Annotated in this window: 22 protein-coding genes; 14 read left to right on the top strand and 8 right to left on the bottom strand. The window is 41.6% G+C overall.

What is annotated here, in order from left to right; translation table 11 throughout:
- The first annotated feature begins 2 nt into the window (after positions 1-2).
- The 7 genes from tadA (at position 3) to pyrF (ending at position 5,267) form a co-directional block, all read left to right on the top strand.
- Positions 3-524, top strand: coding sequence for a tRNA adenosine(34) deaminase TadA (gene tadA / locus BLP85_RS01315; protein ID WP_092818352.1), 522 nt, complete (start codon positions 3-5; stop codon positions 522-524).
- A 58-nt stretch (positions 525-582) separates the two neighbouring features.
- Entirely contained in the window at positions 583-1,014 is a 432-nt protein-coding gene (locus tag BLP85_RS01310; protein WP_092818351.1) for an SRPBCC family protein, read from the top strand.
- A 17-nt stretch (positions 1,015-1,031) separates the two neighbouring features.
- Positions 1,032-1,715 carry a (d)CMP kinase gene (gene cmk / locus BLP85_RS01305; protein WP_092818350.1) on the top strand — a complete coding sequence of 228 codons (684 nt, stop codon included), beginning with the start codon at positions 1,032-1,034 and terminating at the stop codon, positions 1,713-1,715.
- 107 nt (positions 1,716-1,822) lie between these two features.
- The gene (gene rpsA, locus BLP85_RS01300) at positions 1,823-3,499 is read left to right on the top strand and encodes a 30S ribosomal protein S1 (RefSeq protein WP_086195468.1); all 1,677 of its coding nucleotides are present in this window, start codon (positions 1,823-1,825) and stop codon (positions 3,497-3,499) included.
- 160 nt (positions 3,500-3,659) lie between these two features.
- Positions 3,660-3,962: an integration host factor subunit beta gene (locus BLP85_RS01295; RefSeq protein ID WP_086174991.1), complete on the top strand. Its 303-nt coding sequence runs from the start codon at positions 3,660-3,662 to the stop codon at positions 3,960-3,962.
- A gap of 21 nt (positions 3,963-3,983) precedes the next feature.
- On the top strand, positions 3,984-4,349 hold the full coding sequence (locus tag BLP85_RS01290; RefSeq protein ID WP_092818349.1) for a lipopolysaccharide assembly protein LapA domain-containing protein: 366 nt from the start codon (positions 3,984-3,986) through the stop codon (positions 4,347-4,349).
- A gap of 237 nt (positions 4,350-4,586) precedes the next feature.
- Positions 4,587-5,267 (top strand): orotidine-5'-phosphate decarboxylase, encoded by a 681-nt coding sequence (gene pyrF / locus BLP85_RS01285; protein ID WP_092818348.1) that lies wholly within the window; start codon positions 4,587-4,589, stop codon positions 5,265-5,267.
- A gap of 475 nt (positions 5,268-5,742) precedes the next feature.
- Here the strand turns inward: pyrF and BLP85_RS01280 are convergent, their stop codons facing one another.
- A complete protein-coding gene (locus BLP85_RS01280; RefSeq protein ID WP_092818347.1) occupies positions 5,743-6,651 on the bottom strand; it encodes a LysO family transporter in 909 nt (302 codons plus the stop codon).
- Positions 6,652-6,700: 49 nt separating this feature from the next.
- On the bottom strand, positions 6,701-8,212 hold the full coding sequence (locus tag BLP85_RS01275) for a flavin-containing monooxygenase (RefSeq protein WP_092818346.1): 1,512 nt from the start codon (positions 8,210-8,212) through the stop codon (positions 6,701-6,703).
- Between the two features lie 157 nt (positions 8,213-8,369).
- Between BLP85_RS01275 and BLP85_RS01270 the strand changes: the two genes are divergently transcribed.
- The 5 genes from BLP85_RS01270 to BLP85_RS01250 all read left to right on the top strand — a co-directional run bounded on the left by BLP85_RS01270 (position 8,370) and on the right by BLP85_RS01250 (position 15,446).
- Positions 8,370-9,377, top strand: coding sequence for an AraC family transcriptional regulator (locus tag BLP85_RS01270; protein ID WP_092818345.1), 1,008 nt, complete (start codon positions 8,370-8,372; stop codon positions 9,375-9,377).
- Between the two features lie 96 nt (positions 9,378-9,473).
- The gene (gene zapE, locus BLP85_RS01265) at positions 9,474-10,622 is read left to right on the top strand and encodes a cell division protein ZapE (RefSeq protein WP_092818344.1); all 1,149 of its coding nucleotides are present in this window, start codon (positions 9,474-9,476) and stop codon (positions 10,620-10,622) included.
- Between the two features lie 361 nt (positions 10,623-10,983).
- A complete protein-coding gene (locus BLP85_RS01260; RefSeq protein ID WP_092818343.1) occupies positions 10,984-13,146 on the top strand; it encodes a malate synthase G in 2,163 nt (720 codons plus the stop codon).
- Between the two features lie 132 nt (positions 13,147-13,278).
- A complete protein-coding gene (locus tag BLP85_RS01255; protein WP_092818342.1) occupies positions 13,279-14,733 on the top strand; it encodes an aldehyde dehydrogenase family protein in 1,455 nt (484 codons plus the stop codon).
- A 53-nt stretch (positions 14,734-14,786) separates the two neighbouring features.
- Complete coding sequence (locus BLP85_RS01250; protein WP_092818341.1) at positions 14,787-15,446, top strand: SOS response-associated peptidase family protein; 660 nt, start codon at positions 14,787-14,789, stop codon at positions 15,444-15,446.
- 10 nt (positions 15,447-15,456) lie between these two features.
- On the opposite strand, the gene BLP85_RS01245 is transcribed toward BLP85_RS01250, so the two are convergent.
- The 3 genes from BLP85_RS01245 to BLP85_RS01235 all read right to left on the bottom strand — a co-directional run bounded on the left by BLP85_RS01245 (position 15,457) and on the right by BLP85_RS01235 (position 17,147).
- Entirely contained in the window at positions 15,457-15,921 is a 465-nt protein-coding gene (locus BLP85_RS01245; protein ID WP_092818340.1) for a MarR family winged helix-turn-helix transcriptional regulator, read from the bottom strand.
- A gap of 148 nt (positions 15,922-16,069) precedes the next feature.
- A complete protein-coding gene (locus BLP85_RS01240; RefSeq protein ID WP_092818339.1) occupies positions 16,070-16,534 on the bottom strand; it encodes a MarR family winged helix-turn-helix transcriptional regulator in 465 nt (154 codons plus the stop codon).
- Between the two features lie 145 nt (positions 16,535-16,679).
- Positions 16,680-17,147, bottom strand: coding sequence for a MarR family winged helix-turn-helix transcriptional regulator (locus BLP85_RS01235; protein WP_092818338.1), 468 nt, complete (start codon positions 17,145-17,147; stop codon positions 16,680-16,682).
- A gap of 874 nt (positions 17,148-18,021) precedes the next feature.
- Here BLP85_RS01235 and BLP85_RS01230 point away from each other — a divergent pair.
- Positions 18,022-19,548 carry a TerC family protein gene (locus tag BLP85_RS01230; protein WP_092818337.1) on the top strand — a complete coding sequence of 509 codons (1,527 nt, stop codon included), beginning with the start codon at positions 18,022-18,024 and terminating at the stop codon, positions 19,546-19,548.
- Positions 19,549-19,827: 279 nt separating this feature from the next.
- Entirely contained in the window at positions 19,828-20,559 is a 732-nt protein-coding gene (locus tag BLP85_RS01225) for a hypothetical protein (protein ID WP_092818336.1), read from the top strand.
- Between the two features lie 109 nt (positions 20,560-20,668).
- Here BLP85_RS01225 and thiM read toward each other — a convergent pair whose 3' ends face one another.
- From thiM to BLP85_RS01210, 3 genes are all read right to left on the bottom strand, one after another.
- Entirely contained in the window at positions 20,669-21,490 is an 822-nt protein-coding gene (gene thiM, locus BLP85_RS01220; protein ID WP_092818335.1) for a hydroxyethylthiazole kinase, read from the bottom strand.
- A gap of 75 nt (positions 21,491-21,565) precedes the next feature.
- Positions 21,566-22,729 (bottom strand): hypothetical protein, encoded by a 1,164-nt coding sequence (locus BLP85_RS01215; RefSeq protein WP_092818334.1) that lies wholly within the window; start codon positions 22,727-22,729, stop codon positions 21,566-21,568.
- A 263-nt stretch (positions 22,730-22,992) separates the two neighbouring features.
- Positions 22,993-23,256: a hypothetical protein gene (locus BLP85_RS01210; protein ID WP_092818333.1), complete on the bottom strand. Its 264-nt coding sequence runs from the start codon at positions 23,254-23,256 to the stop codon at positions 22,993-22,995.
- Positions 23,257-23,329: the final 73 nt, after the last annotated feature.

Here is a 23,329-nt window from a genome sequence, read left to right as displayed (position 1 = left end):
CTATGACTGATGTTACACAACTGACTGATGAATACTGGATGCAGTTTGCTTATGAGCAGGCTGCAATTGCAGCTTCAAAACAGGAGATTCCTGTGGGCGCGGTGATCGTCAGTCAAAACCGGATTATTGGTGCAGGACATAATGCACCCATTTCTTTAAATGATCCGACCGCCCATGCTGAAGTTCAGGCTTTGCGCCAGGCCTGTACAAATCTGAATAACTATCGATTACCTGAAGATGCGGTGCTTTATGTGACGTTGGAGCCTTGTACCATGTGTGTTGGGGCTTTGATTCATGCACGGGTTTCCAAGGTCGTGTTCGGCGCAACTGAACCGAAAGCAGGTTCCTTAATGAGCGTGCGTCGATTATTTGAAACAGGGTATTACAATCATGTTTTCGAATATGAAGCAGGTTGTATGCAGGAACAATGTTCCCAGCAGCTCAGCAATTTTTTCAAGAAGCGCCGTGAGCAAAAGCGATTGCAGAAATTACAAGAAAAATCTCTAAATGATCAAAATCATTAATTCAAATCATGTAAACTATAATGACAATGAGTATTGTCAATAAAAATCAGGATAAGTCATGAATTCTATTCAAGTAAAAAAAGAATTTAACGCACCCGTCGATCAGGTTTTTGATCTGTTATCCAAGCATGCGACCTACAATGTGGCTTTTGCACCGATTCAGGTCGAACGGGTTAAAGATTCCAGTGATCCTGAGCGTCCGGATGGGGTGGGCTCGATACGCCGTATGGGTTTTGGTCCCATCAAGCCTTTACGGGAACAGATTACCCTGCTGGAACCGAACCAGCGTATCGAATACCAGATTGTGAAGAATCCTTTGGTGAAACACCATTTGGGCATTATCGAGTTCGAAGCCAAAGCTGCCGACAAGACCCTGGTCACCTATACCATTGAATTGCAGGCACGTGCACCTTTTATCAGTAAATTAATCCTTGCACAGCTTAAATCTGCGATTAAACTAGGTTTTTCAAAATTAGCTAAAACTGTATAGCGTAAAGTGGAAAATTAATGACAGTTCAAATTATTACCATAGATGGGCCGAGTGGTTCTGGAAAAGGCACACTTGCGGCTAAACTGGCAGCACATTATCAATTTCATTTGCTTGATTCAGGTGCTCTATATCGTCTGCTCGGGCTGTCATTACATCAACAGGATTTACTTGATTGCCTGGATTCCGAACTGGAGCAGTGCGTTAAAATTGCAACAAATTTAGACATAAAATTTGTGACGACTGAATCGGGTACCCGAATCGAACTCGATGGTGAAGATGTGACTCAAACCATCCGTACCGAACGGGTGGGAGAGTTTGCTTCAAAAGTTGCGGTAGTTCCAGAACTTAGAGCAGCGCTATTGGAGCGTCAACGTGCATTTGCACAAGCTCCGGGACTGGTTGCAGATGGCAGGGATATGGCAACCTCCATTTTTCCGGAAGCTCAAGCCAAGATTTACCTGACGGCATCGGCTGAATCCCGAGCGGAGCGACGAGTAAAGCAGTTGCAGGCTATGGGGCTAGATGTTAAAATAAACGACATTTTAGCTAATATACAAGCTCGAGACAAACGTGATATGGAGCGCACCGTCGCACCACTCAAGCCAGCAGCAGATGCTTATATTATCGATAGTTCTACATTGGGCATTGATGAAGTATTCAAGTTGATGACCACCTTTGTTGACCAGCAATTAGCCAATTAAAGAATTTTCAGCTAAAGCATAGCTTGATCAGTTTATTACGGACTATGTGGAAGCTTAATTAAACCGGCCTTGTCTGATCCAAGACCGCTGACTTTATCAGGTATATCATGACCGAATCTTTTGCAGCCCTCTTTGAAGAAAGCGAATTAAACCTCAACGTTGAAAAGGGTGCAGTCATCCAAGGCGTTGTAGTAAACATCGACTCTGACTGGGTAACAGTTGACACTGGCCTTAAATCAGAAGGTATCGTTGACCGCGCTGAATTCTTAAACGACCAACGTGAACTTGAAGTTCAAGTTGGCGATACTGTTGACGTTGTTGTTGAAGCTCTTGACAACGGTATGGGTCAAACAGTTTTATCACGTGAAAAAGCGAAACGTGCTGAAACTTGGACTAAACTTGAAAAAATCTTTGAAGACGGCGAAATCGTTACTGGTGTTATCTCTGGTAAAGTTAAAGGCGGTTTCACTGTTGACATCGGTCCAGTTCGTGCGTTCTTGCCAGGTTCATTGGTAGACACTCGTCCTATCCGTGACACAACTCACCTTGAAGGCAAAGAGTTAGAATTCAAAGTAATCAAACTTGATGCTAAACGTAACAACGTTGTTGTATCTCGTCGTGCTGTTATGGAAGCTGAATCTTCAGCTGACCGTGAAGCTCTTCTTGCTCAGCTTGAAGAAGGTCAAACAGTTACAGGTACAATCAAGAACCTTACTGATTACGGCGCGTTCGTTGACCTTGGTGGTATCGACGGTCTTCTTCACATCACTGACATGGCTTGGAAACGCATCAAGCACCCTTCAGAAGTTGTTGAAGTTGGACAAGAAGTTACTGTTAAAGTACTTAAATTCGACCGCGAACGTAACCGCGTATCTTTAGGCCTTAAACAATTAGGCGAAGATCCATGGTTAGCGATCATGAACCGTTACCCTAAAGGTTCTATCGTTAAAGCACGCGTAACTAACCTGACTGACTACGGTTGCTTCGCTGAAATCGCTGAAGGCGTTGAAGGTTTAGTACACGTTTCAGAAATGGACCACACTAACAAAAACATCCACCCATCTAAAGTTGTTCAGATTGGTGACGAAGTTGATGTTATGGTTCTTGAAGTGGACGAAGAACGTCGTCGTATTTCTTTGGGTATCAAACAAACTCGTGCTAACCCATGGGAAGAGTTTGCTAAAGACCACGACAAAGGCGAAAAAGTTTCAGGTACAATCAAGTCAATCACTGACTTCGGTATCTTCATCGGTTTACCAGGTGGTATCGACGGTTTAGTTCACTTGTCTGACATCTCTTGGAACGAACAAGGCGAAGAAGCGATTCGTCGTTACAAGAAAGGTGACACTGTTGAAGCGGTTATCCTGTCTGTAGATGCTGAAGGCAACCGTATCAGCCTTGGTATCAAACAAATGAACAGCGATCCGTTCAACGATTTCTTGGCTGCTAACGAACGCGGTGCGCTTGTTAAAGGTACTGTAACTGCAGTTGACGCTCGTGGCGCGACTGTTAAGTTAGCTGACGAAGTTGAAGCGACTCTTAAAGCATCTGAAATCAACCGCGACCGCGTTGAAGATGCAACTAAGTTCCTTGAAGTTGGTCAAGAAGTTGAAGCTAAAATCATCAATGTAGACCGTAAATCTCGCTCTATCAACTTGTCTATCAAAGCGAAAGACGAAGCTGAAGAGAAAGAAGCGGTTGCTAACTTGAAAACAGCTGCGGCTGGTCAAGACAATGGTCCTAAGACTATTGGTGATTTGATCAAAGCTCAAATGGGCAACTAAGTAGAGGTGAAAATGTATTGTTAATGTAAATTAACTAATACTTTTTACACAAATACTGTAAACGGTAGCGTAGTATTAACTTATTACGCTACCGTTTTGTATTTAAACAGGTTATTATCGTTTCATCTACAAAGTAGCTTGATAATTAAAGAGGTCGCAGATGACTACGGAAGCACTGAATAAGTCTGACTTAATAGAACGAATTTCCCTAAAAAATCCACACTTGGCAGAGCCTTTGGTTGAAGAAGCTGTTAAGATTATGATTGATCAAATGATAGCTGCATTATCGTCTGATAATCGTATTGAAATTCGGGGTTTTGGCAGTTTCGCTTTGCATCACCGTGATCCACGTGTGGGGCGTAATCCTAAAACAGGTCGATCTGTTGAGGTGGCGGCAAAAGCGGTTCCGCATTTTAAACCTGGTAAAGCATTACGTGATGCAGTAAACGAATCTGCACAGTAATAAAAAATTTATGGGGTGTTTATGCGTTACGTTTTAGTCGCATTACTCATTGTACTTTTTGGCTATTCATTAGCGCTTGTACTACAAAACGGTACTGAACTTTCGGTTGATCTGCTGTTTACGCAGGTACCTGCAATGCGTTTAGGTTTATTGCTGTTATTAACCTTGGCATTAGGGGTGGTATTGGGTTTGTTGTTAGGGGTTCAAATTTTCCGGGTATTTCAAAATCATTGGGAAATTAAGCGTCTACGTAAGGACATTGAGCATCTTCGAAAAGAACAAATACAGGCTGCACAGTTGGCGGCGGCTGAGGCAGCAGCCCATAGCAGACATGAAAAAACAGTTTTAGACATTCATCCGAATGATCGTTCGTCTAATCCCTTGTAATTCTGTATGTTGGCGATATTTTTTAGGTTTTAGCCAGCCAGCTTGAACCGAAAGATTGAATCAATTTTAAAACACCCTAAGGTAAATGCTTCAGGGTGTTTTTTTATCTATATACGTTAATCTCATCATGAAAATTCAAAGCAATAATTTCGCTTAACTAATTTTTTATCACTTTGTTAAAGCTTGGAATACCTTTTATAATAGGCTTTCTTTTTTGTCTGAGCGAAGGTAAGTCTCTTGAGTATCATTGTTGCACTGGATGCTAAAAGCCAATATGACGCATTAACGATTGCAGAGCAGTTAGACCCTGCATTATGTCGGGTGAAAGTTGGTAAAGAGTTATTTACGCATGAAGGCCCAAGTGTGGTGAAAGCATTGCATGACAAGGGTTTTGAAGTTTTCTTGGACTTGAAGTTTCATGATATTCCCAATACTACAGCTCAGGCGGTATGTGCTGCAGCGGACTTAGGCGTTTGGATGGTGAATGTGCATGCATCTGGTGGTCGCAAGATGATGGAAACCTGTGTAGAGCGCTTGAAAGCGGGTAATTATAATACCCAGTTGATTGCAGTGACTGTGCTGACTTCAATGGGGCGTGAAGATTTAAAAGATATTGGTCTGGATGTTGAGCCATTTGAGCAAGTAAAACGTCTTGCAAAACTCACTCAGGAAAGTGGCCTGGATGGCGTGGTCTGTTCTGCTCAGGAAGCCAAAATGCTGCGTGAAACTTTGGGCCGGGAATTTGCTTTAGTGACCCCGGGAATTCGTCCAGAAGGTTCTGCGGCAGATGACCAAAAACGTATCGTAACGCCGAAACAGGCTATGCTGGATGGTTCTACGCATTTGGTGATTGGCCGTCCAATTGCCAAGTCGGAAAATCCGCGTCAAATGCTGAAAGATATTTTGGCGACCTTGTAACTTTACACCCTCTCCCTTGTTGGAGCAGTGCTCCTCATCTCCCAAAGGGAGAGAGAACGTCTCATTATTGTAAAAATGGACAAGCCTTCTCCTCTTGCGAAAGGAGTTAGATTAGTAAGGCCAGTCAGTTAAGAAATTGAATGGCTTTTTCTTTTTAAATTTATGACTATATTTGATATGCGGAAAAGTCATCCGCAACTGTTTGAGGCAGGACTACATAAAAAATGATTGTTTCTGCGATAAATTTGCGAGTTGATAGTGGCTGATGAGTTTTGCGGTGAGGAGCATTGCTCCGCAAGATGTCTTTGGTCTTACGAAGCAATGCTTCTTAGGGCGAAACCAAAGTAACAAATGAGCTGCAAGGATTTGATTTAAAACGGTACGACTCCGCCATGAATTACTAAAAAATTAAAGAGTTTATTTCTCAACTCCTTAACTGATTAGCATTACTTAGATGAGGGATAAATATGAAAAATTAAATCGCCGCTAATATACTCACCACTACAGGTGCCAAGACTGACAAAATAAAACCGCTGACCATGGCATGGGGAATAAAATCATTGCCACAGGCCTGTTTGACCATGGGCAAGGTGACATCCATTGCTGTTGCGCCTGCAGAAGAAATTGCAGAACGTGGGTAACGCCAACCAATCATATACATCAACACAATCGCCAGAATTTCTCGGAACAGGTCATTCATCAGTGCAATACTGCCAAGATGGGCATTTTTGAGTTCAGTGACCACAATGCCGGTCATGGAATAAAAGCCATAACCTTGGGACAGCATGATGAGATCTTTTAAGCTGATGTCCTGAATCAATGTCGCTGAAACGAAAGCACCCAGTAGTGAGCCGACTATACAGCCCAGCGGTACCAGTAAAATTTTCCAGTTCAACCAGGAGCGGTCTAAGGGTGAATAGGCGAGATCCAGGCCAATCAAGAACATGAATACCAGCAATAAATTCCAAGTAGTGATCTGTAAGGTATAGCCCATGCTGGTTACAGATTCAGACAGTACATAACCGAAGGCCAGAGCAATAAAAGCATAGCTGATATTGATGAGGGATTTGCTGACCAGGTTTATGGATACTTTGCCGTGACTGGGTTGATACCCCAAGAGTTTGAATAGCACATAACAGCAGAGGAATGCACCGATGCTGGTAAGTAGGGCCAAAACAGCAGCATAATTCAGAATTTGCCAAGGCTGAGCAATCGTATGCAATGTTTGCGTAAACTCAATGGCAATCGCAATCAACAGAATATACGTAAAATAGGGCAGCGTCTTAAAAGCAAGATGTTCTAGCCACGAGGGTAAACGTTTTGCCAAAACAAATCCGAGTGCCAAACAAATGAGTAACTGGAAAATCAACCAAAAGGATTGCATAAAGAATTAAGCAGCGAATAAATACCTGCCTATTATGAGCCTTAATGATTTAGGCTGCACGACTTCCAGCTGTTTTATTTAGCAGACGAAAATCAGCAGGATTAAGCTTCTTGGTCTGTAGCCAGTATTTCCAGGTATAGGTTGGCCACAGGGCGAAGTTTTTGCCACCATCTTGTTGATACCAGCTCACACAACCCGATTGCCAGACTGTGCCATCCATCCATTTTTGTACACGCTGGTTGAACTGGTCCTGTGCCTGATCTTTGATCACAATGGCATGACTCTGAGTGTTTTTGACCAGTTCAATCATTTGCAGAATATAATTGACCTGAGATTCAATCATAAAGATCACGGAGTTGTGTGCCAAAACAGTATTGGGTCCCAGCAACTGAAATAAATTCGGAAAGCCTTTGGTGCTGATGCCATAGTAACTTTCTGCACCGTCTTTCCAGGTATCTTTAAGTTCCTGCCGATGTTCGCCAGTACAACGAAAGGATTTTAAATAAATCCGTGGATCGGTAATAAAGCCGGTTCCATAAATTAAGCAATCAATCTCGCGCGCTTTGCCATCCTTGGTAATGATGCTGCTTTCGGTTAATTCCTGAATAGCCTCGGTCACCAGTTCAACATTGCCTCGGTTAAAAGCGGGGTAGTACTTGTTGGATACTAAAATACGTTTGCATCCCATAATGTAATCGGGTGTCAGTTTTTGAACCAGATTTTTGTCTTTGACCTGAAACTTGATAAATGCTTCTGCCAGTTTTTGGGTGTATTTCATCACTGCAGGTTGAACTATGGGAACCACACGAGATTCGTTTGACCAATATAGGCGTGCCCGATGCAGCTTTCTGAACCAGTCTAGTTTTTTGAATAATTTCTTTTCAATATTGAAATAGCGGCGTTCATCTCTGGGAATGACCCAAGCCGCAGTACGCTGCAACACATAAAGTTGCTTAACTTGAGCTGCAATTTCTGGAATGTATTGAATTGCACTGCCACCTGTGCCAATGGAAGCAACATTTTTGCCTGTCAAGTCGTATTGATGATCCCATTGTGAGGAATGAAAAACTTTACCCTGAAACTTTTCAATGCCCTTGACATGTGGGATATGTGGCACATGTAAAGGGCCGGATGCAAAAACCACGAATTGAGCAATCAAAGTCTGCTCATTATTCAGGCTAAGTTTCCAGTCGCAACTTTGTTCATTGTATTGAGCAGCCAAAACTTCACAATTGAACTGGCAGTACTTTTCTAAATCATAATCGGTCATTAAATCTTGTATATATTTAAAGATTTCAGGTGCTTCAGCATAACGTTTTGACCAGTCGCTTTTGGGTGCAAAAGAAAGGGAATACATATGGGACTGGACGTCGCAGGCAGCACCGGGATATTGGTTTTCGCGCCAGGTTCCGCCTGCATCAACAGCTTTTTCCAGGATCACAAAATCATGCATATTGCTTTGTAGCAGACGTATAGCCATTGCCAAACCGCCAAAACCTGCACCAATAATGGCAATCTTTGTTTGTACTGGCATAGGCTGGGGCTGGGCTTGAGCATACATATTTTTATTGGCCTTATGATTTCTATTTTTTTATAGGTTATAGCAAGGCTGAGATCACTGACATGATAGCCATGACAAAAAAATTGATAGTTTCGGCAATTTGCAAGCATGAAAAATTATAGTAAAAATTGAGAGGTTATTTTGATGTGATCCTGCTATGAAACGTTCAATTCTCGGCTTGATGTATTTAATTCAAGGCATGCGTAAAGCTGGGATTGATGTTGATCCGAAACTTCAAAGTATTGGATTGCGCGCGGATGCATTGGATCCGAGCTCAATTATTCATCCGGGTCTGGAATGGGATGTGCTGAAAGTCATTGGGCAGGATGTGGCACCAGAAAAAGGTCTGTTCATTGGCCAGCATTATGCACTTGCCGGCTATGGTCCTTTACTGATGTTGCTGGTTAGCAGTGAAAATATCCGTACTGCTTTAAAGCAGGGGATTCGCTATCAGGCATTAACCCATTTAACAGGCGTATTAAGCCTAAAATATAAAGCACAAAAGGTGGCTTTGTGTTACGCACCTGAGGATTTAAACAGTAAACTTGGACTGTTGCGAGCACAATGTGAAATTTCAGGAACTTATAAATTTATTCAGGATCTGTACAAAATGATGGGCTTAAGTATTCCCCGAATGCATATAGAGCTGCCATTTGCACAGCCTGAAAATCAGCAGGCTTTAGATATTTATCAGGAGTACTATGGTGCTGAATTGCAGTTTGCTGCCGAGTCTGCGGAATTCTGGTTTGATGATGCCGTGTTAGATGTGCAGATCCCTTCAGCAGACAAAATGACCTTTAATCTTTATGAAAGCAAATGTATTGCTGAGTTGGAGCGGTTGAAGGGAGATGAGTCCGTACCTGCTCTGGTGCAGCGTGTACAGGATTATCTGGAACTACAAGAAGGGGGAATGCCTAGCATGGCGGAAACAGCACAAGCCCTGCAAATTCCGGAGCGCACATTGCGGCATCAATTGCAACAGGTGCAAAGCAGTTATAAACAGATACGTGAACAATTGATTAAAGACAAGGCATTAAGATTAATGGAATATAAAGAATATTCCATTGAAATGATTGCAGAATTACTGGGGTATTCGGAGCCTGCAGCTTTCAATCATGCCTTTAAGCGCTGGTTTGGACACAGTCCACGGCAGTACTTTAAATAGTTTAGTAAATAGCCTAAGTGTGTTAATGCCAAAGTGTTATATATTCCATCTCAATCTTCGCTATACTTTCAATAGCCTAAAATAGTATTCAATCATATGTCAGATTTAAATTCTAAGCACAGTACAGCCTTTATCCCTTTGTCACCTGCGGAGCGTTATGCACAGGCCATCGCGTCTGGCCAGTTCATGCCGGATGATGCACAGGCGCAGGCTGTACATGAATTGGATCGTGTTTGGCAAGAGTTGATTCAGCGTTTTAAAGCTTCAAAAAAAGCGTTTCGCCGTTTCCGTCGTCAAACTTCACCAAAAGGCGTATACATGTGGGGTGGAGTTGGGCGAGGTAAAACCTGGTTAATGGACCAGTTTTTTGAATCAATTCCGTTTCGCCGTAAAATGCGCATGCATTTTCATCATTTCATGCAGCATGTACATCGTGAGCTGAATAAGTTGTCAGGGCAACGTAATCCGCTGGATCAGGTTGCAGACCAGATTTACCAGCAAGCGGTGGTGATCTGTTTTGATGAATTCTTTGTTTCCAATGTCACGGATGCCATGATTCTGAGTGAGTTATTCCAGAAGCTGCTTACCCGTGGCATTACCTTGGTGGCGACCTCAAATATTGCGCCAGATGGTTTGTATAAGAACGGAATCCATCGTGACCGTTTTATCCCGACCATTGAAATGGTGAAAAAACATTGCGTGGTTCTCAATGTGGATGCTGGCGTTGATTATCGTTTGCGTGTGCTCAAGCAGGCACAATTGTTTAAACATCCATTAACGCATGATCACAAGCTCTGGATTGCCCAGCGTTTTAGCGCTTTAACCCAGACCCAGACCCAGTCACAAGAACCGATTATCATTAATAACCGTATTGTGGAAACCATTGGTCATACCGAAGATGTGTTGTGGTGTGAATATTCGGAGCTGTGTTTAAAACCGCGTAGCCCGGCTGACTTCATTGAAATCGCCAATATTTATAATACGGTACTGGTCAGTAATGTGCCGCATTTGACCGATTACCTGTCGGAAGGCACACGCCGTTTTATTTATCTGGTAGATGAGTTTTACGATCGTGGCGTCAAACTCCTGTTGACTTCGGAAGACAGTATTATTGATATTTACCAGGGCGAGAAACTTGCTTTTGAAATTGAACGCACGCGTTCACGTTTACTGGAAATGCAGTCCGATGAATATCTGAATTCTGAACATCGACAAATACAGGGGTCGGCCTCGGAAGCCAGCTAAAGATCAAGCGCCTAAACAGGCGCTTTTTTTACATAAATAGTTTGAGTATTTTATCGACATTTTGTTCTATTCATGGCTTAATCTTTGCTCGACAGCGATGAGAAATACAGCTTTTGGGTGGTTTTAAAGCAAAATTCTGCACTTAAGTCTAATTTCGACATTTTTAAAACTTTATAAACTATAAAAAGGTATTCAGGCAAATAATAATGTTGCATTGGTGATCTTCATTTTTTTGAATGATGTCTATATTCATTTATTAGAAAATGATCATTATTTAGGAATGTGATAGTACTATTCAGCTAGGTATAAATCGGTATACTAGAATCTCTTGTTATAAAAAGTAGCAATATCAGGAAAGACAATGACTGCACGTATTCAAAAAGGCAAGTTAGCGATTGCTAAAGAACTTTACGATTTCATCGAAAATGAAGCACTACCAGGTTCTGGTTTGGACAGCGAAACATACTGGAAAAACTTTGAACAAGTCGTTGTCGATCTTAGCCCAAAGAACAAAGCACTATTGGCTAAGCGTGACGACCTTCAAGCTAAAATTGATGAATGGCACCGCAACAACAAATTTGAACTCGAAGCTTACAAAGCTTTCCTTACAGAAATTGGCTACTTATTACCAGAAGTAGAAGATTTCCAAATCAGCACAGAAAATGTAGATGAAGAAATCGCATTATTGGCTGGTGCGCAATTAGTGGTTCCTGTGCGTAATGCACGTTACTGCTTAAATGCTGCGAACGCTCGTTGGGGCTCTTTATACGATGCGCTTTACGGTTTTGACGTAATCTCTGAAGAAGGTGGCGCGGAAAAAGGTAAGGGCTATAACCCGGTTCGTGGTGCAAAAGTTATTGCATTTGCTAAAAACTTCTTAAATGAAACCTTCCCATTGGCAAATGGCTCACATGCCGATGCAACCAAATATGCGGTTGAAGGCAAAAAATTGGTTGTGACGCTAAAAGATGGTTCAACCACTACCTTAGCGAAAGAAGCTCAATTTGTAGGTTTCAATGGTGATGAAGCTGCACCAACTGAAATCGTACTTCTAAACAATGGCTTGCACGTTATTGTTGAAATTGATGCAAGCAGCCCGATTGGTCAAACTGACGCTGCTGGCGTAAAAGACCTCGTGCTTGAAGCTGCTGTAACAACCATTCAGGATTTGGAAGACTCTATTGCAGCGGTAGACGCTGAAGAGAAAGTTGAAGGCTACCGTAACTGGTTAGGCTTAATGAAAGGTACACTGTCTGAATCAATCGAGAAAAACGGTAAAACCGTGACTCGTACATTGAACCAGGACCGTACCCACAAAAACCTGATTGGTGGTGAAACGACGCTTCACGGCCGTTCACTCATGCTGCTTCGTAACGTGGGTCATTTAATGACAAACCCTGCGATCCTGGTAGATGGTCAAGAGATCTACGAAGGCATCATGGATGCGTTAATCACGCCATTGCTGACTTTTGCAGACATCAAAGGTGAAAACACGATCAAGAACTCGCGTAAAGGTTCGATGTATATCGTGAAACCAAAAATGCACGGCCCAGAAGAAGTTGCATTTGCAGTTGAACTGTTTGAACGTGCTGAACAGGCGCTTGGCTTACCAGCGAAGACCTTGAAAATCGGGATCATGGATGAAGAACGCCGTACATCTGTGAACCTGAAAAACTGTATCGCGCAAGCGAAAGACCGTACCATCTTCATTAATACCGGTTTCATGGACCGTACAGGCGATGAAATCCATACCTTCATGGAAGCTGGTCCATTCGTTCGTAAAGGTGAAGTGAAGTCACAAATCTGGTTCCCGGCATATGAAAACCGTAACGTGATGATCGGTCTTCAAGCGGGTTTACGTGGTAAAGCGCAAATTGGTAAAGGCATGTGGCCAAAACCGGATATGCTTGCCGACATGTACAAAACCAAGATTGAGCATCCGGAAGCGGGCGCAAGCTGTGCATGGGTACCGTCTCCATCTGGTGCGGTGATTCACGCGATCCATTACCATCAATGCAACGTGTCTGAGCGTCAAAAAGAATTGTTGAACACTCAGCCGTTATCATTAGATGACTTGTTAACACCGCCTTTGGCAACAGATACCAACTGGTCTGAAGAAGAGAAAACCAAAGAACTTGAAAATAACCTTCAAGGTATCTTGGGTTATGTGGTTCGTTGGGTTGACTTGGGTGTGGGTTGTTCTAAAGTTCCCGATATCAACGATGTGGGCTTGATGGAAGACCGTGCAACATTACGTATTTCTTCTCAACACGTTGCAAACTGGTTACGTCACGGTATCGTAACCAAAGAGCAAGTTGAAGAAGTATTCAAGCGTATGGCGAAAATTGTGGACGAGCAAAATGCAAACGATCCGCTTTATACGCCAATGGCTCCAGCATTCAATGGCTATGCTTACCAGGCAGCTTATGACCTGGTATTCAAAGGTGGTGAACAGCCTTCTGGTTATACCGAACCGCTACTTCATGCAGCACGTTTGAAGTTAAAAGGTTATACAGGTGACTAATCCTGTGTAGTAAAAAAGCCTCTTCGGAGGCTTTTTTATTGTCTAAAAGTTACGAAATTCTTTTTACACTGGCGCTTTGAGGTATTAGGTTTTACATTAAATATAAAACCAGAATGATAAAAAGGATGAGGTATGCAAGCTTATCAATTTTCCGATCAGCAATTTATTGCCGGTCATTGGCTGAAAGGAACTTCAACGCATACGCTGAATAATCTCAATCCTTATACTCAAGCACTTATTTTGAAATTGCAGGCTGCGAGCCTTGTCGATGTAGATAGTGCTTATTCGGCAGCGGAAGGGAGTTTTGCTACATGGTCGCAAACGTCAGCCTCTGAGCGTAAAAGCTTCATCCTCCGAGTTCTGGATATAATCAAAAATAGACGTGAAGAAATCATTCACTGGCTTATTCAGGAATCCGGCAGTACACGTTTCAAAGCCAATATTGAAGTAGATGCAGCATTGGGCATTATCAATGAAGCCATGACATTTCCTGAAAGAATGAACACCCAGGAATTGCAATCGACCGATCCTGGTCGCAAAAGTTATGTAATCCGGAAACCTTTAGGTGTCATTGCGGTAATTAGCCCTTGGAACTTTCCCTTTCACCTCAGTATGCGTTCTGTGATTACAGCTATCGCGATAGGAAATTGCGTGGTGTTAAAGCCTGCAAGTGATACGCCTATTACAGGGGGATTGTTGCTGGCCAAGATTTTTGAAGAAGCAGGTCTCCCTCAAGGAATATTCAGTGTAGTTGCGGGTTTAGGCAGTGAAATAGGGGATTACTTTGTTGAGCACGATACACCGAAACTGATTTCATTTACAGGTTCAACTTTGGTAGGAAAACGTGTCGGGCAACTGGCTATTGCTGGCAATCATCTCAAACGTATTGCGCTGGAATTGGGCGGTAATGCACCTTTAATGGTGCTGGATGATGCTGATCTGGATCTGGCGGTGGAACTGGCTGTGATAGGGCGTTTTTTGCATCAGGGACAAATTTGCATGAGTACCAATCGGGTGATTGTCGATGCTAAAATTTATGATGCTTTTGTTGAAAAACTGGTCATTCGGGCTAAGAATATTGCCTATGGTGATCCTCAGCAAGAGGATACCCTGATTGGCCCGATGATTAATGTCGCGCAAGTTGAAAAAATCAAACAGATCATTGCTCAGGCACTACAAGAGGGAACCAAACTCATTGTACGAGGGGAGATTCAAGATAATGTAGTTCCACCTCATATTTTTATTGATGTAAATCCAGAGTCCTGCTTAGCCAAAGAAGAAAGTTTTGGTCCCGTTTTGCCGGTCATTAAGGCTCAAGATGAAGCCGAGGCTTTGCGTTTAGCCAATGACACGGCTTATGGACTATCCAGCGCAGTATGTACTTCTGATTTAGAACGTGGAACCCGTTTTGCGATGCAAATTGATGCAGGGATGACGCATATCAATGCCATCACCGTGGCGGATCAACCGAATGCACCCTTTGGCGGGGAGAAAAATTCAGGCTTGGGGCGCTTTAATGGACAGTGGATATTGGAAGAGTTTAGCCGTACACATTGGTTAACGCTACCACATAGTACAGCAAAGTAAAAAGTATCTCATACAAGCTATAATAGAGTAAGTTTCAATTTATATCTGGTTTTATGTGCGCTAATTTTAAACCGCTTAATTTAAAGCAGCTCCGTGATTTGAATCTTCCTGATATTCCATTTGACTATCCAGATGAGGTCTATCCAAATTATGAGTTGCCTTTGCTATTTAAATCAGCCCAAGGTTTGGAGTGGCGTAAGGTTAGGTTTGGCATGGTACCGAAATGGGCGGAAGACAAAAGCATTGCCCTGAAAACATATAATGCTCGAAATGAAACATTGCTCCAAAAACCGACTTTTATCAATGCTGCTTCAAAATGCAAATTTGGCGTGATTCCAGTGAGTGAATTTTATGAGTCGAAATATATTGAGAACAAGCCGCAACGCTGGGGAGTATGGCGAAAGGATGGACAGGCTTTTTATATTGCAGCGCTCTATGAGATTTGCCGAATCGGAGAGGAAATTATTCGTTCAGCAACCATGATTACGATGGATGCGATTGATCACCCCATGATGAAAGATTTTCATGAACCTGGAAATGTGAAACGCTCGGTGATTATTATTCCTCATGAGCGTTTAGATGAATGGCTAAGCTGGAACTCCCCAGATATTCGTTGTTTTGTAGAAGGGTTTCCAGAGGTTGAGTTTGAATGCTCACATGTTCCAAAAGCAAAAATTGAAAAAATGAGCCCCCAGCTGAATTTTTTCGATTAAGCCTCGATTATTACGATAGATTTTTAAAAATCTGTTTAAGGGTTTCCATCATTTTTTCAATTTGTAAAGGAGTTAGACCCTCGTAGGATTGTTCCAGAATAATATTACTCAGATCCTTAATTTTCAGGGTCATTTGTTGTCCTTTATCTGTTAAGACTACTCGGGTAATACGGGCATCATTTTCACATGAATACGTTTCAACCAGCCCTTCATCTTTTAGGCGATAGACGATTTTGGTGGTGGTCGACATTTTGGACACCACCATTTCGGAGAGATCTGATACGCTGGCATGCGGCTTGGATTTTAGAGACAGTAAAATACGGCGACGCGAATTGTCCAGGCCATATTTTTTCAGGGCATGGTCTAGTTTTTTTACACCTTGCGCATGAACTTGAGTAATCCAGTAGTAGGGAAATTCTTCTAAATCAAAATTTTCACTGGATAAAAGTAAAAATTTACTATATTTCTTGGTCATTTTCTTATTTTCCCCGTTGTTTTAAATTCAACTTTTAATTTATTAACGTAATATTTTCGTTAAAAAATAGAATAAAATGTATTAATTTTGTATTTTTTCGAAGTCTAAAATAGAAAAAGTCAGTATTTAACTGAAATTTAAAATTAAACTATCGTGATAAATTTTTAAAAATATGTTGCAGACTTTCCATCATTTTTTCAATTTGTAAAGGAGTTAAACCGTCAAAGGACTGTTCCAGAACCACATTGGTCAGGTCATTAATTTTCTGCGTCATTTGATCACCTTTATCGGTTAACACTACGCGGGTTATGCGTGCATCATCTTCACAAGAATAAGTATCAACTAAACCTTCATCTTTTAAACGATAGACGATTTTGGTGGTGGTCGACATTTTGGACACCACCATTTCTGAGAGATCTGACACGCTGGCATGCGGTCTAGATTTTAAAGCGAGTAAAATACGACGACGTGAATTGTCCAGACCATATTTTTTTAATGCATGATCAACATTTTGTACGTATTGAGCATGGACTTGGCTTACCCAGTAATAGGGGAAATTTTCCAAATCGAAATTATCTGTAGACGGTAAAAATTTACTGTATTTTTTTGTCATCTGTATTTTCTCCCCAGAAATTGTTGTAATTGTATTTTATTATTGTAACTTATTTTTAATGAATTTAAAGAGAAAACAATATATTTTACAATATTGTAAAGTAAAACTAAAAAATAATTTTGTTGATTTGTGAATTCAACCCAACTTAATGGGCTAAATTTCTAAAAATATATTTTAAACTTTCCATCATCTTTTCAATTTGCAGGGGAGTGAGGCCTTCAAAAGATTGTTCCAGAACCACATTGGTCAGGTCATTAATCTTATTGGTCATTTGTTGCCCTTTATCCGTTAAAACCACTCGGGTAATACGGGCGTCATCTTCACATGAATACGTTTCAACCAGTCCTTCATCTTTTAAGCGATAGACGATTTTGGTGGTGGTCGACATTTTGGAAATGACCATTTCTGAGAGGTCTGACACGCTGGCATGCGGTTTGGATTTTAGCGACAGTAAAATACGGCGACGTGAATTGTCCAGACCATATTTTTTCAAAGCGTGATCTACATTTTGTATGTATTGGGCATGCACTTGAGTGACCCAATAATAAGGAAAATTTTCCAAAGAGAAATCTTCAGCAATGGAAGGTAGGAATTTGCTGTACTTTTTAGTCATGGAGAAAAGCCTCCCTAAGATTGTTGTAATTTTAATTTGTTGAAAAGCGTCTTATTTAAATCGGATTTTGCCAAACAACACACATTTTTTATTGATATTAATATATATCAAGTTTTTTATATTGCAATAAGCAAACTTATTATTATAAGTTTCCTTACAAAAAATAAAATTAAGCCGGATCGTTGAGTCCGGATATGCTGCAGGAGGCTTTATCTTGATGAAATCTGGCAATACCCTGCAATATCCTGAGTTGAGCAAAATTTACACTTCTACCCGGGCCTGAGGATTTGGATAAGTTCTGAAAATAACCTTGCTGTAAGGATGTCATATTGGGAGTGAGCAGCCAGGACATTTTAAACTTTTGGCAATTACGAACGCTCATCGACCGCACCTGACATGAATTAAATAAGAAATCTAAATTAAGCTACCCCTTCATTACTGGTTGAGGGCACATTTTGGAAATTATCTATACGGTCAATACTTTTCATTGGTTAGATTAACACGTGCTGTAAATGTGTTGCCTGGAGTGGAAGCCTGTTTGGTTGAATTTAGCTTTCATTGATTCAATTCAATCATCCTGGTTATCTTTATATTCGGGTGAAAAAAGCTTCGGAGGCTGATCTTGTTAATGAGAGAAACTGATATTTTCTCAAGCCAAAAATCAGATGAAGAGATGAAGTAAAAGCGTCAAAATAGGCCGAATTGTATATCTGGCTAAGATTAAAGCGCTAACAATACAAAAATTTAATTACAAATTTAACAGATTGTGCATAATAAATTTATCTATTGTTGAAAAGGTCACTTATATGGATCCCTCGCCGTGCCGGTTTAAATTTGTTTTTAACCCAATTCGTGAAAACGGAGATGTGAACTAATGGAGTTTTTGTTAGATCCGGGAATTTGGGTGGGTTTACTAACCCTTATTATTTTAGAAATTGTTTTAGGTATTGATAACCTTGTCTTTATTGCCATTTTGGCAGAAAAACTTCCTCCTGAACAACGTGATAAAGCACGTATTATTGGCCTTTCTCTCGCATTAATTATGCGTTTGGGGCTTCTATCCGTTATTTCTTGGCTAGTGACACTCACAAAACCCATTATTGAAATTGCAGGTCTATCCTTCTCAGGTCGGGATTTGATTTTACTCTTTGGTGGATTATTCCTGGTCTATAAAGCCGTGACCGAACTGCATGAAAAAATGGAAGGCAAGATTGAAGTTCAATCGACATCCTCAGTTGTTTATGCCGGTTTTTGGGCGGTAGTAGCGCAAATTATAGTCTTGGATGCAGTCTTCTCCCTGGATTCTGTCATTACCGCAGTGGGGATGGTGGATAATATTTACGTGATGATGGCTGCTGTGACCATTGCCGTGATTGTCATGTTGATTGCTTCTAAGCCATTGACGGCATTCGTCAACCGCCATCCGACTGTCGTCATCCTGTGTTTAAGCTTCCTGTTACTGATCGGGATCAGCCTGATTGCCGAAGGTTTTGGTTTCCACATTCCTAAAGGTTATATCTATTCAGGTATTGGTGTGGCTATTCTTATTGAAGCCTTTAACCAGTTTTCAAAACGCAATGCTACAAAGCATGAATCCAAAATTCCATTACGGCATCGTACCGCAGATTCCATCCTGAAATTGATGGGTGGTAAAGTGGAAACCATGGCTGATAGTGCACAACACTTTGAAGCACAAGAAACCTTTGCTGATGAAGAGCGTTACATGATTGGGGGAGTATTAACCCTGGCAGAAAGATCAGTTGCCTCGATTATGACACCTCGAAGCCAGATTTCCTGGGTGAATCTGGATGACAGCGCTGAACAGATTCGTGAACAGGTACTTGCTGTACCGCATAGCCTGTTTCCAGTATGCCGGGGCAACCTGGATAAGGTTCTGAGCGTGGTTCGGGCTAAAGAGCTCCTTGATGTACTGGAAGATCCAGAACAGCTCAAGGCTTTAATCAAACGCCATCGTCCAATTTATATTTTTGAAAAAATGAAAGTCATCGATGCCATTAATACCTTGCGTAGCTCGAAAGGTTCATTGGTATTGGTGAGTGACGAATTTGGTAATGTGCAAGGTCTGATTTCTCCTCTGGATGTATTTGAGGCGATTGCTGGCGAGTTTCCGGATGCCGATGAGCAGCTTGATCTGGTGAAAATTGATGACCATACCTGGAAAGCTTCTGGCATGCTTGATGTGTATCAGCTGGAACTGGAGCTGGGTATGCTGGATTTGGTTGAAGAAGAGGCAGGTTATATCAGCCTTGCCGGTCTGATTCTGGAAAAAACTCACGGTAAAGTCAGTCTGGGAGCTAAACTGGAATATCGTGGCATTTACTTTGAAGTGACTGAACTGGAAGAGAACCGGATTAAGTCCGTGCTTATTAGCTATCCTTAGATAGTATGAGTAAGTCACGTTGAATAAAGTGGATGATTTAAGATTGAAACCAGAGATTGATATCTTTTAATCCACTCTTTTGACCAATCGAAACAGCCTGACAGACTTGATCTGTTGGGCTTTTTTATTGTGCTTTACTGTTATATCCAAGGAGGGTGCAGTCATGCGGCAACCGTGTGAAAAAATGGATGAATTGGATTTAAATCACCATTTCTAGTGATATTTAAGTCAGCTGAAATCAGTAATAATTCATAAATATCAAAAAATTGGATCAATTTGATGCGTATTACAGAAACGATTGTCGATTTTGCAAAACTTGCATCTGAAGAAAAGCATCGTTTTTTTAAAGTGATCTGTGAATTTGATCGGCAAATTTTTCCGGATTCGTGCGAGGAAGAAATTTATAATTTTGTCTATGATCAGGATGCCGTTTCTGTTCTGGTGGTTCATTATTATCATAAAGATACACGGGTGGGGCAAAATATTATTCCTGTGCTTAAGCTTTCTCTGGAGGGACAGCCTATCTTTGTGGTGAGTTACCGGGCGAGTATTTTACCGGCTTATCGTAAAGGCAACAGAACCCTTAAAACCGCAATCCGGGTTGCAATCAATCACCGGATTCGACATCCCGTCATTCCATTATGGTTTGTGCCGACCATCATACAGCCTAAAATTTATACTTATTTTGCATCCCGCTCACAACATTTCTTTCCGCGTGTAGGCAAAGAAATTCCTCAACAATATTTAACAGTTCTCCAAAAGATTCAGCAGCGTAAATCTGAAGTGCAAAAACGTCGAGAAGATATTTTTGTCTATCCTCATGTCATGCCCCAAACGACACCCGAACATATTCAACGTCTCAGAAATAAAGCCACCCCGCATAGCAATTTTTTTATGCAGCATGTCCCTGACTATTTTGATGGCATGGGTTTGCTCTGTATCTGCAAATTGGATTTGCAAACGATTTTGGAAACTCTATTTAATTTATTTATAGACCGGAAAGTCTATTAAATTTTCATTATCATTCACATTTTATACCGATATTGCATGGATATAAGCTTAGACCCGGTCATTACAATCTGAGCCAGGTCAACCTTAGTAACAGGAAAGAAGACTAAACTTAAAGTGCAAGAATTTTAAGATCCGCATATTGCCGGATGAAGTCCGGATTTAAACTGTGGATGTGATCCATAAAGGCCACATTAAAATGTCCGATCGTTTGAGCTTGATCGAATGCCAATTTTCCGGCAATGGCAAAATGGGTATGGGCTGCAATCGTCGCAATCGTTGGTGACGTAACAGCGCAATAAGCTGCGATTAATGCACCCAGTGCACAACCTGTCGCAGTGACTTTGGGCTGTAAATAAGAACCGCCATTGACCTGAATTACGACATCTAGCTCTTTAGTCAAAATAAAATCGGATTCACCAGAAATGGCAATACAGTCAGCATGGGCTAACAGTACTTTAGCCTGATGATAGACATCGGCACTGTCCAAAGTGCTATCCACGCCTTTGGATTCTACCTGGTTGCCTGCAAGCGTACTGATTTCGGAAGCATTACCGCGAATGACCGTGGGATGGTATTGCAGTAATTCATCCACCATGTCCGAGCGCCATTTTAGAATGGGACCATAACCAACTGGGTCGAGCACCCACGGAGTATGGGTACGCTGCGCCGTTTGTGCAGAAATTTGCATGGCCTGCATCTGTTCCTGAGTTGGGGTGCCCAAATTAATGCTCAGTGCAGCGGCAATCGTGGTAAAGCTTTCGGCTTCGAACGGATTGTCAATCATGGCTGGCGAGGCACCTGCAGCCAGCAATACATTAGCTGCATAATTCGCTGCAACACTGTTGGTCATGCATTGCACCAAAGGCTGCTGGCTTTGCAGTTGTGTCCAGGCTTCAACAATCTGCTCGACCAATGTTGAAGTTTGATGCATGGGATTATTCCTTAAATTGTATAGGGTGGAGTCGGAGAAACTGGACATATGCTTCACCGTTTAGCGGGTGAAATTCTATTGGGTAAAATAGTGGTCTTGATGCTTACAGGTTCGACAGCAGAGTGTCACATAATTTTCAGCATCATAATCGACAGTAAGTTCATTAGAACCACAATACATACAGCGTTTTTGTGAATAAAAACTTAATCGCGATTCAATTTTTTTCCATAACTTCCAGATGGGCTGGAAAAAAATACTTTCATCATAGCCCAGAAAGCGGAACAACAGGATTTCGCTCATCTTGCTAAAAGGAATATTGTGTGGACGAGGCAGGGTGGAGGTTTCCCATTTTTCAGTCACGGACCGTTCACGATATTGCTGTAAGGTTTTCTTTAACAAATTGGTATTAATAAAATTTTCATTGCGTGGTTGCAAGGCTTTTTGCTGATGCAAATATTCTAAAGCAGTTTGTACCAGATAGTAGATCTGACCCACCGCCAGAGAATCCATCAGGCGATAGCAGAACGTTTGAAAGCTGTTATTCCCGGCAATCTGAATGCCCCAGGTACGACAGTAAAACTGGGCGAACTGAATAATTTCCTGATACAGTACCAAGTATAGTGCATTTTTGACTTCATCGGCATTCTTGAAGGGTACGCCCAAGCTTAGATTTTCATAAAACCAGTTTCTGAGTTGCTGGGTAATGCTAAACAGACTCGGTTCCGAATAACCGTCCAAACGCACATTGACATAGTACTGACTGGCTTCGGAGGCAAAATCTTTGGCAATCAGGATCTGTTCTTTTACCAGTTGCTTGATCAAATAATTCTGGAACAGGTAATTCGGTGTAAGGGAATGATATTTAATATTTTCCCAGTCTATATATTCATGATGCGTAGTATATTCCTGCACCTGATTATCCAGAATACTGAGCAAAAACAATTTATTTAAAAAGCTGATTTGATCCAGACGGTATTCAACAGCATCTTTTTCTTTGGACTTGAGTTGACGTTGTTCCTGAAGGCGTGTTTCAGCCAGCATTTTTTTACGCTTGGCCAGACAGGTGTCGCAGTGGCAGTTGCCGCGACCGTCCTGAAACAGACGGTGATGGCAGTGGCTGCATTCATGAAAATTCATTGCCTGATCGTACTGCTCAGCTTCTATCCAGAACATGGATGCCTGACATAAAGGGCATGATGTACTTTCATCGAGCTGTTTTTGCAGAATTTGAAGAAGCATGGAAGGAATCGATCACAAGTCGGGTTAATCATTGCACCGATTATACACCTGTCTTTTGCCGTGACGTGATGGAATAGTGCTGAATGGAAAATAATTCGCTAGGCACGGCGAGCCACACAGTATGGAGCTGAAAAAATAGCCTAAGTTTTACAATGCATTGAGAAATGTGGAGATGAAGACCAGATCTTTCATCTCCACCATGACACAATAAAGATAGGGTTGAGTCAGAAGGATGGGGGTTGAATCAGTAGGTCATTTTCCGGTTAATAAGAGGCAGGGCAAGGCAGTGACTCATCCTCCTCTCCTAGCTGCTTTGCATTGATCAAGGCCTGAACTTTTTTGGACGGAATTTTTCTGCTTCCTAGGGCATCGTAATTGTTTAAAATTGCGCAAATGTCCGCCGATTGCATCGGAATACCTTCACAGCTCAGAAACATGGCAATTACTTTGTGATCAATTCCGGCAGCATCAAGGTTTTGCATGGTTTTGATATTTTCGACACGAACAATATGGTCTTTTAAATACATAATACACCTCTTCTGGTTTTGCTTTAATTTTATAGTGCGCTTTACACAGATGAATACAAGCAAAAAGCGTGCT

The sequence above is a fragment of the Acinetobacter kookii genome (genome assembly GCF_900096895.1).
GTDB lineage: Bacteria > Pseudomonadota > Gammaproteobacteria > Pseudomonadales > Moraxellaceae > Acinetobacter > Acinetobacter kookii.
The sequence above is the reverse complement of the archived record's forward strand: the minus strand, read 5'-3'. Positions and strand labels throughout refer to the sequence as shown.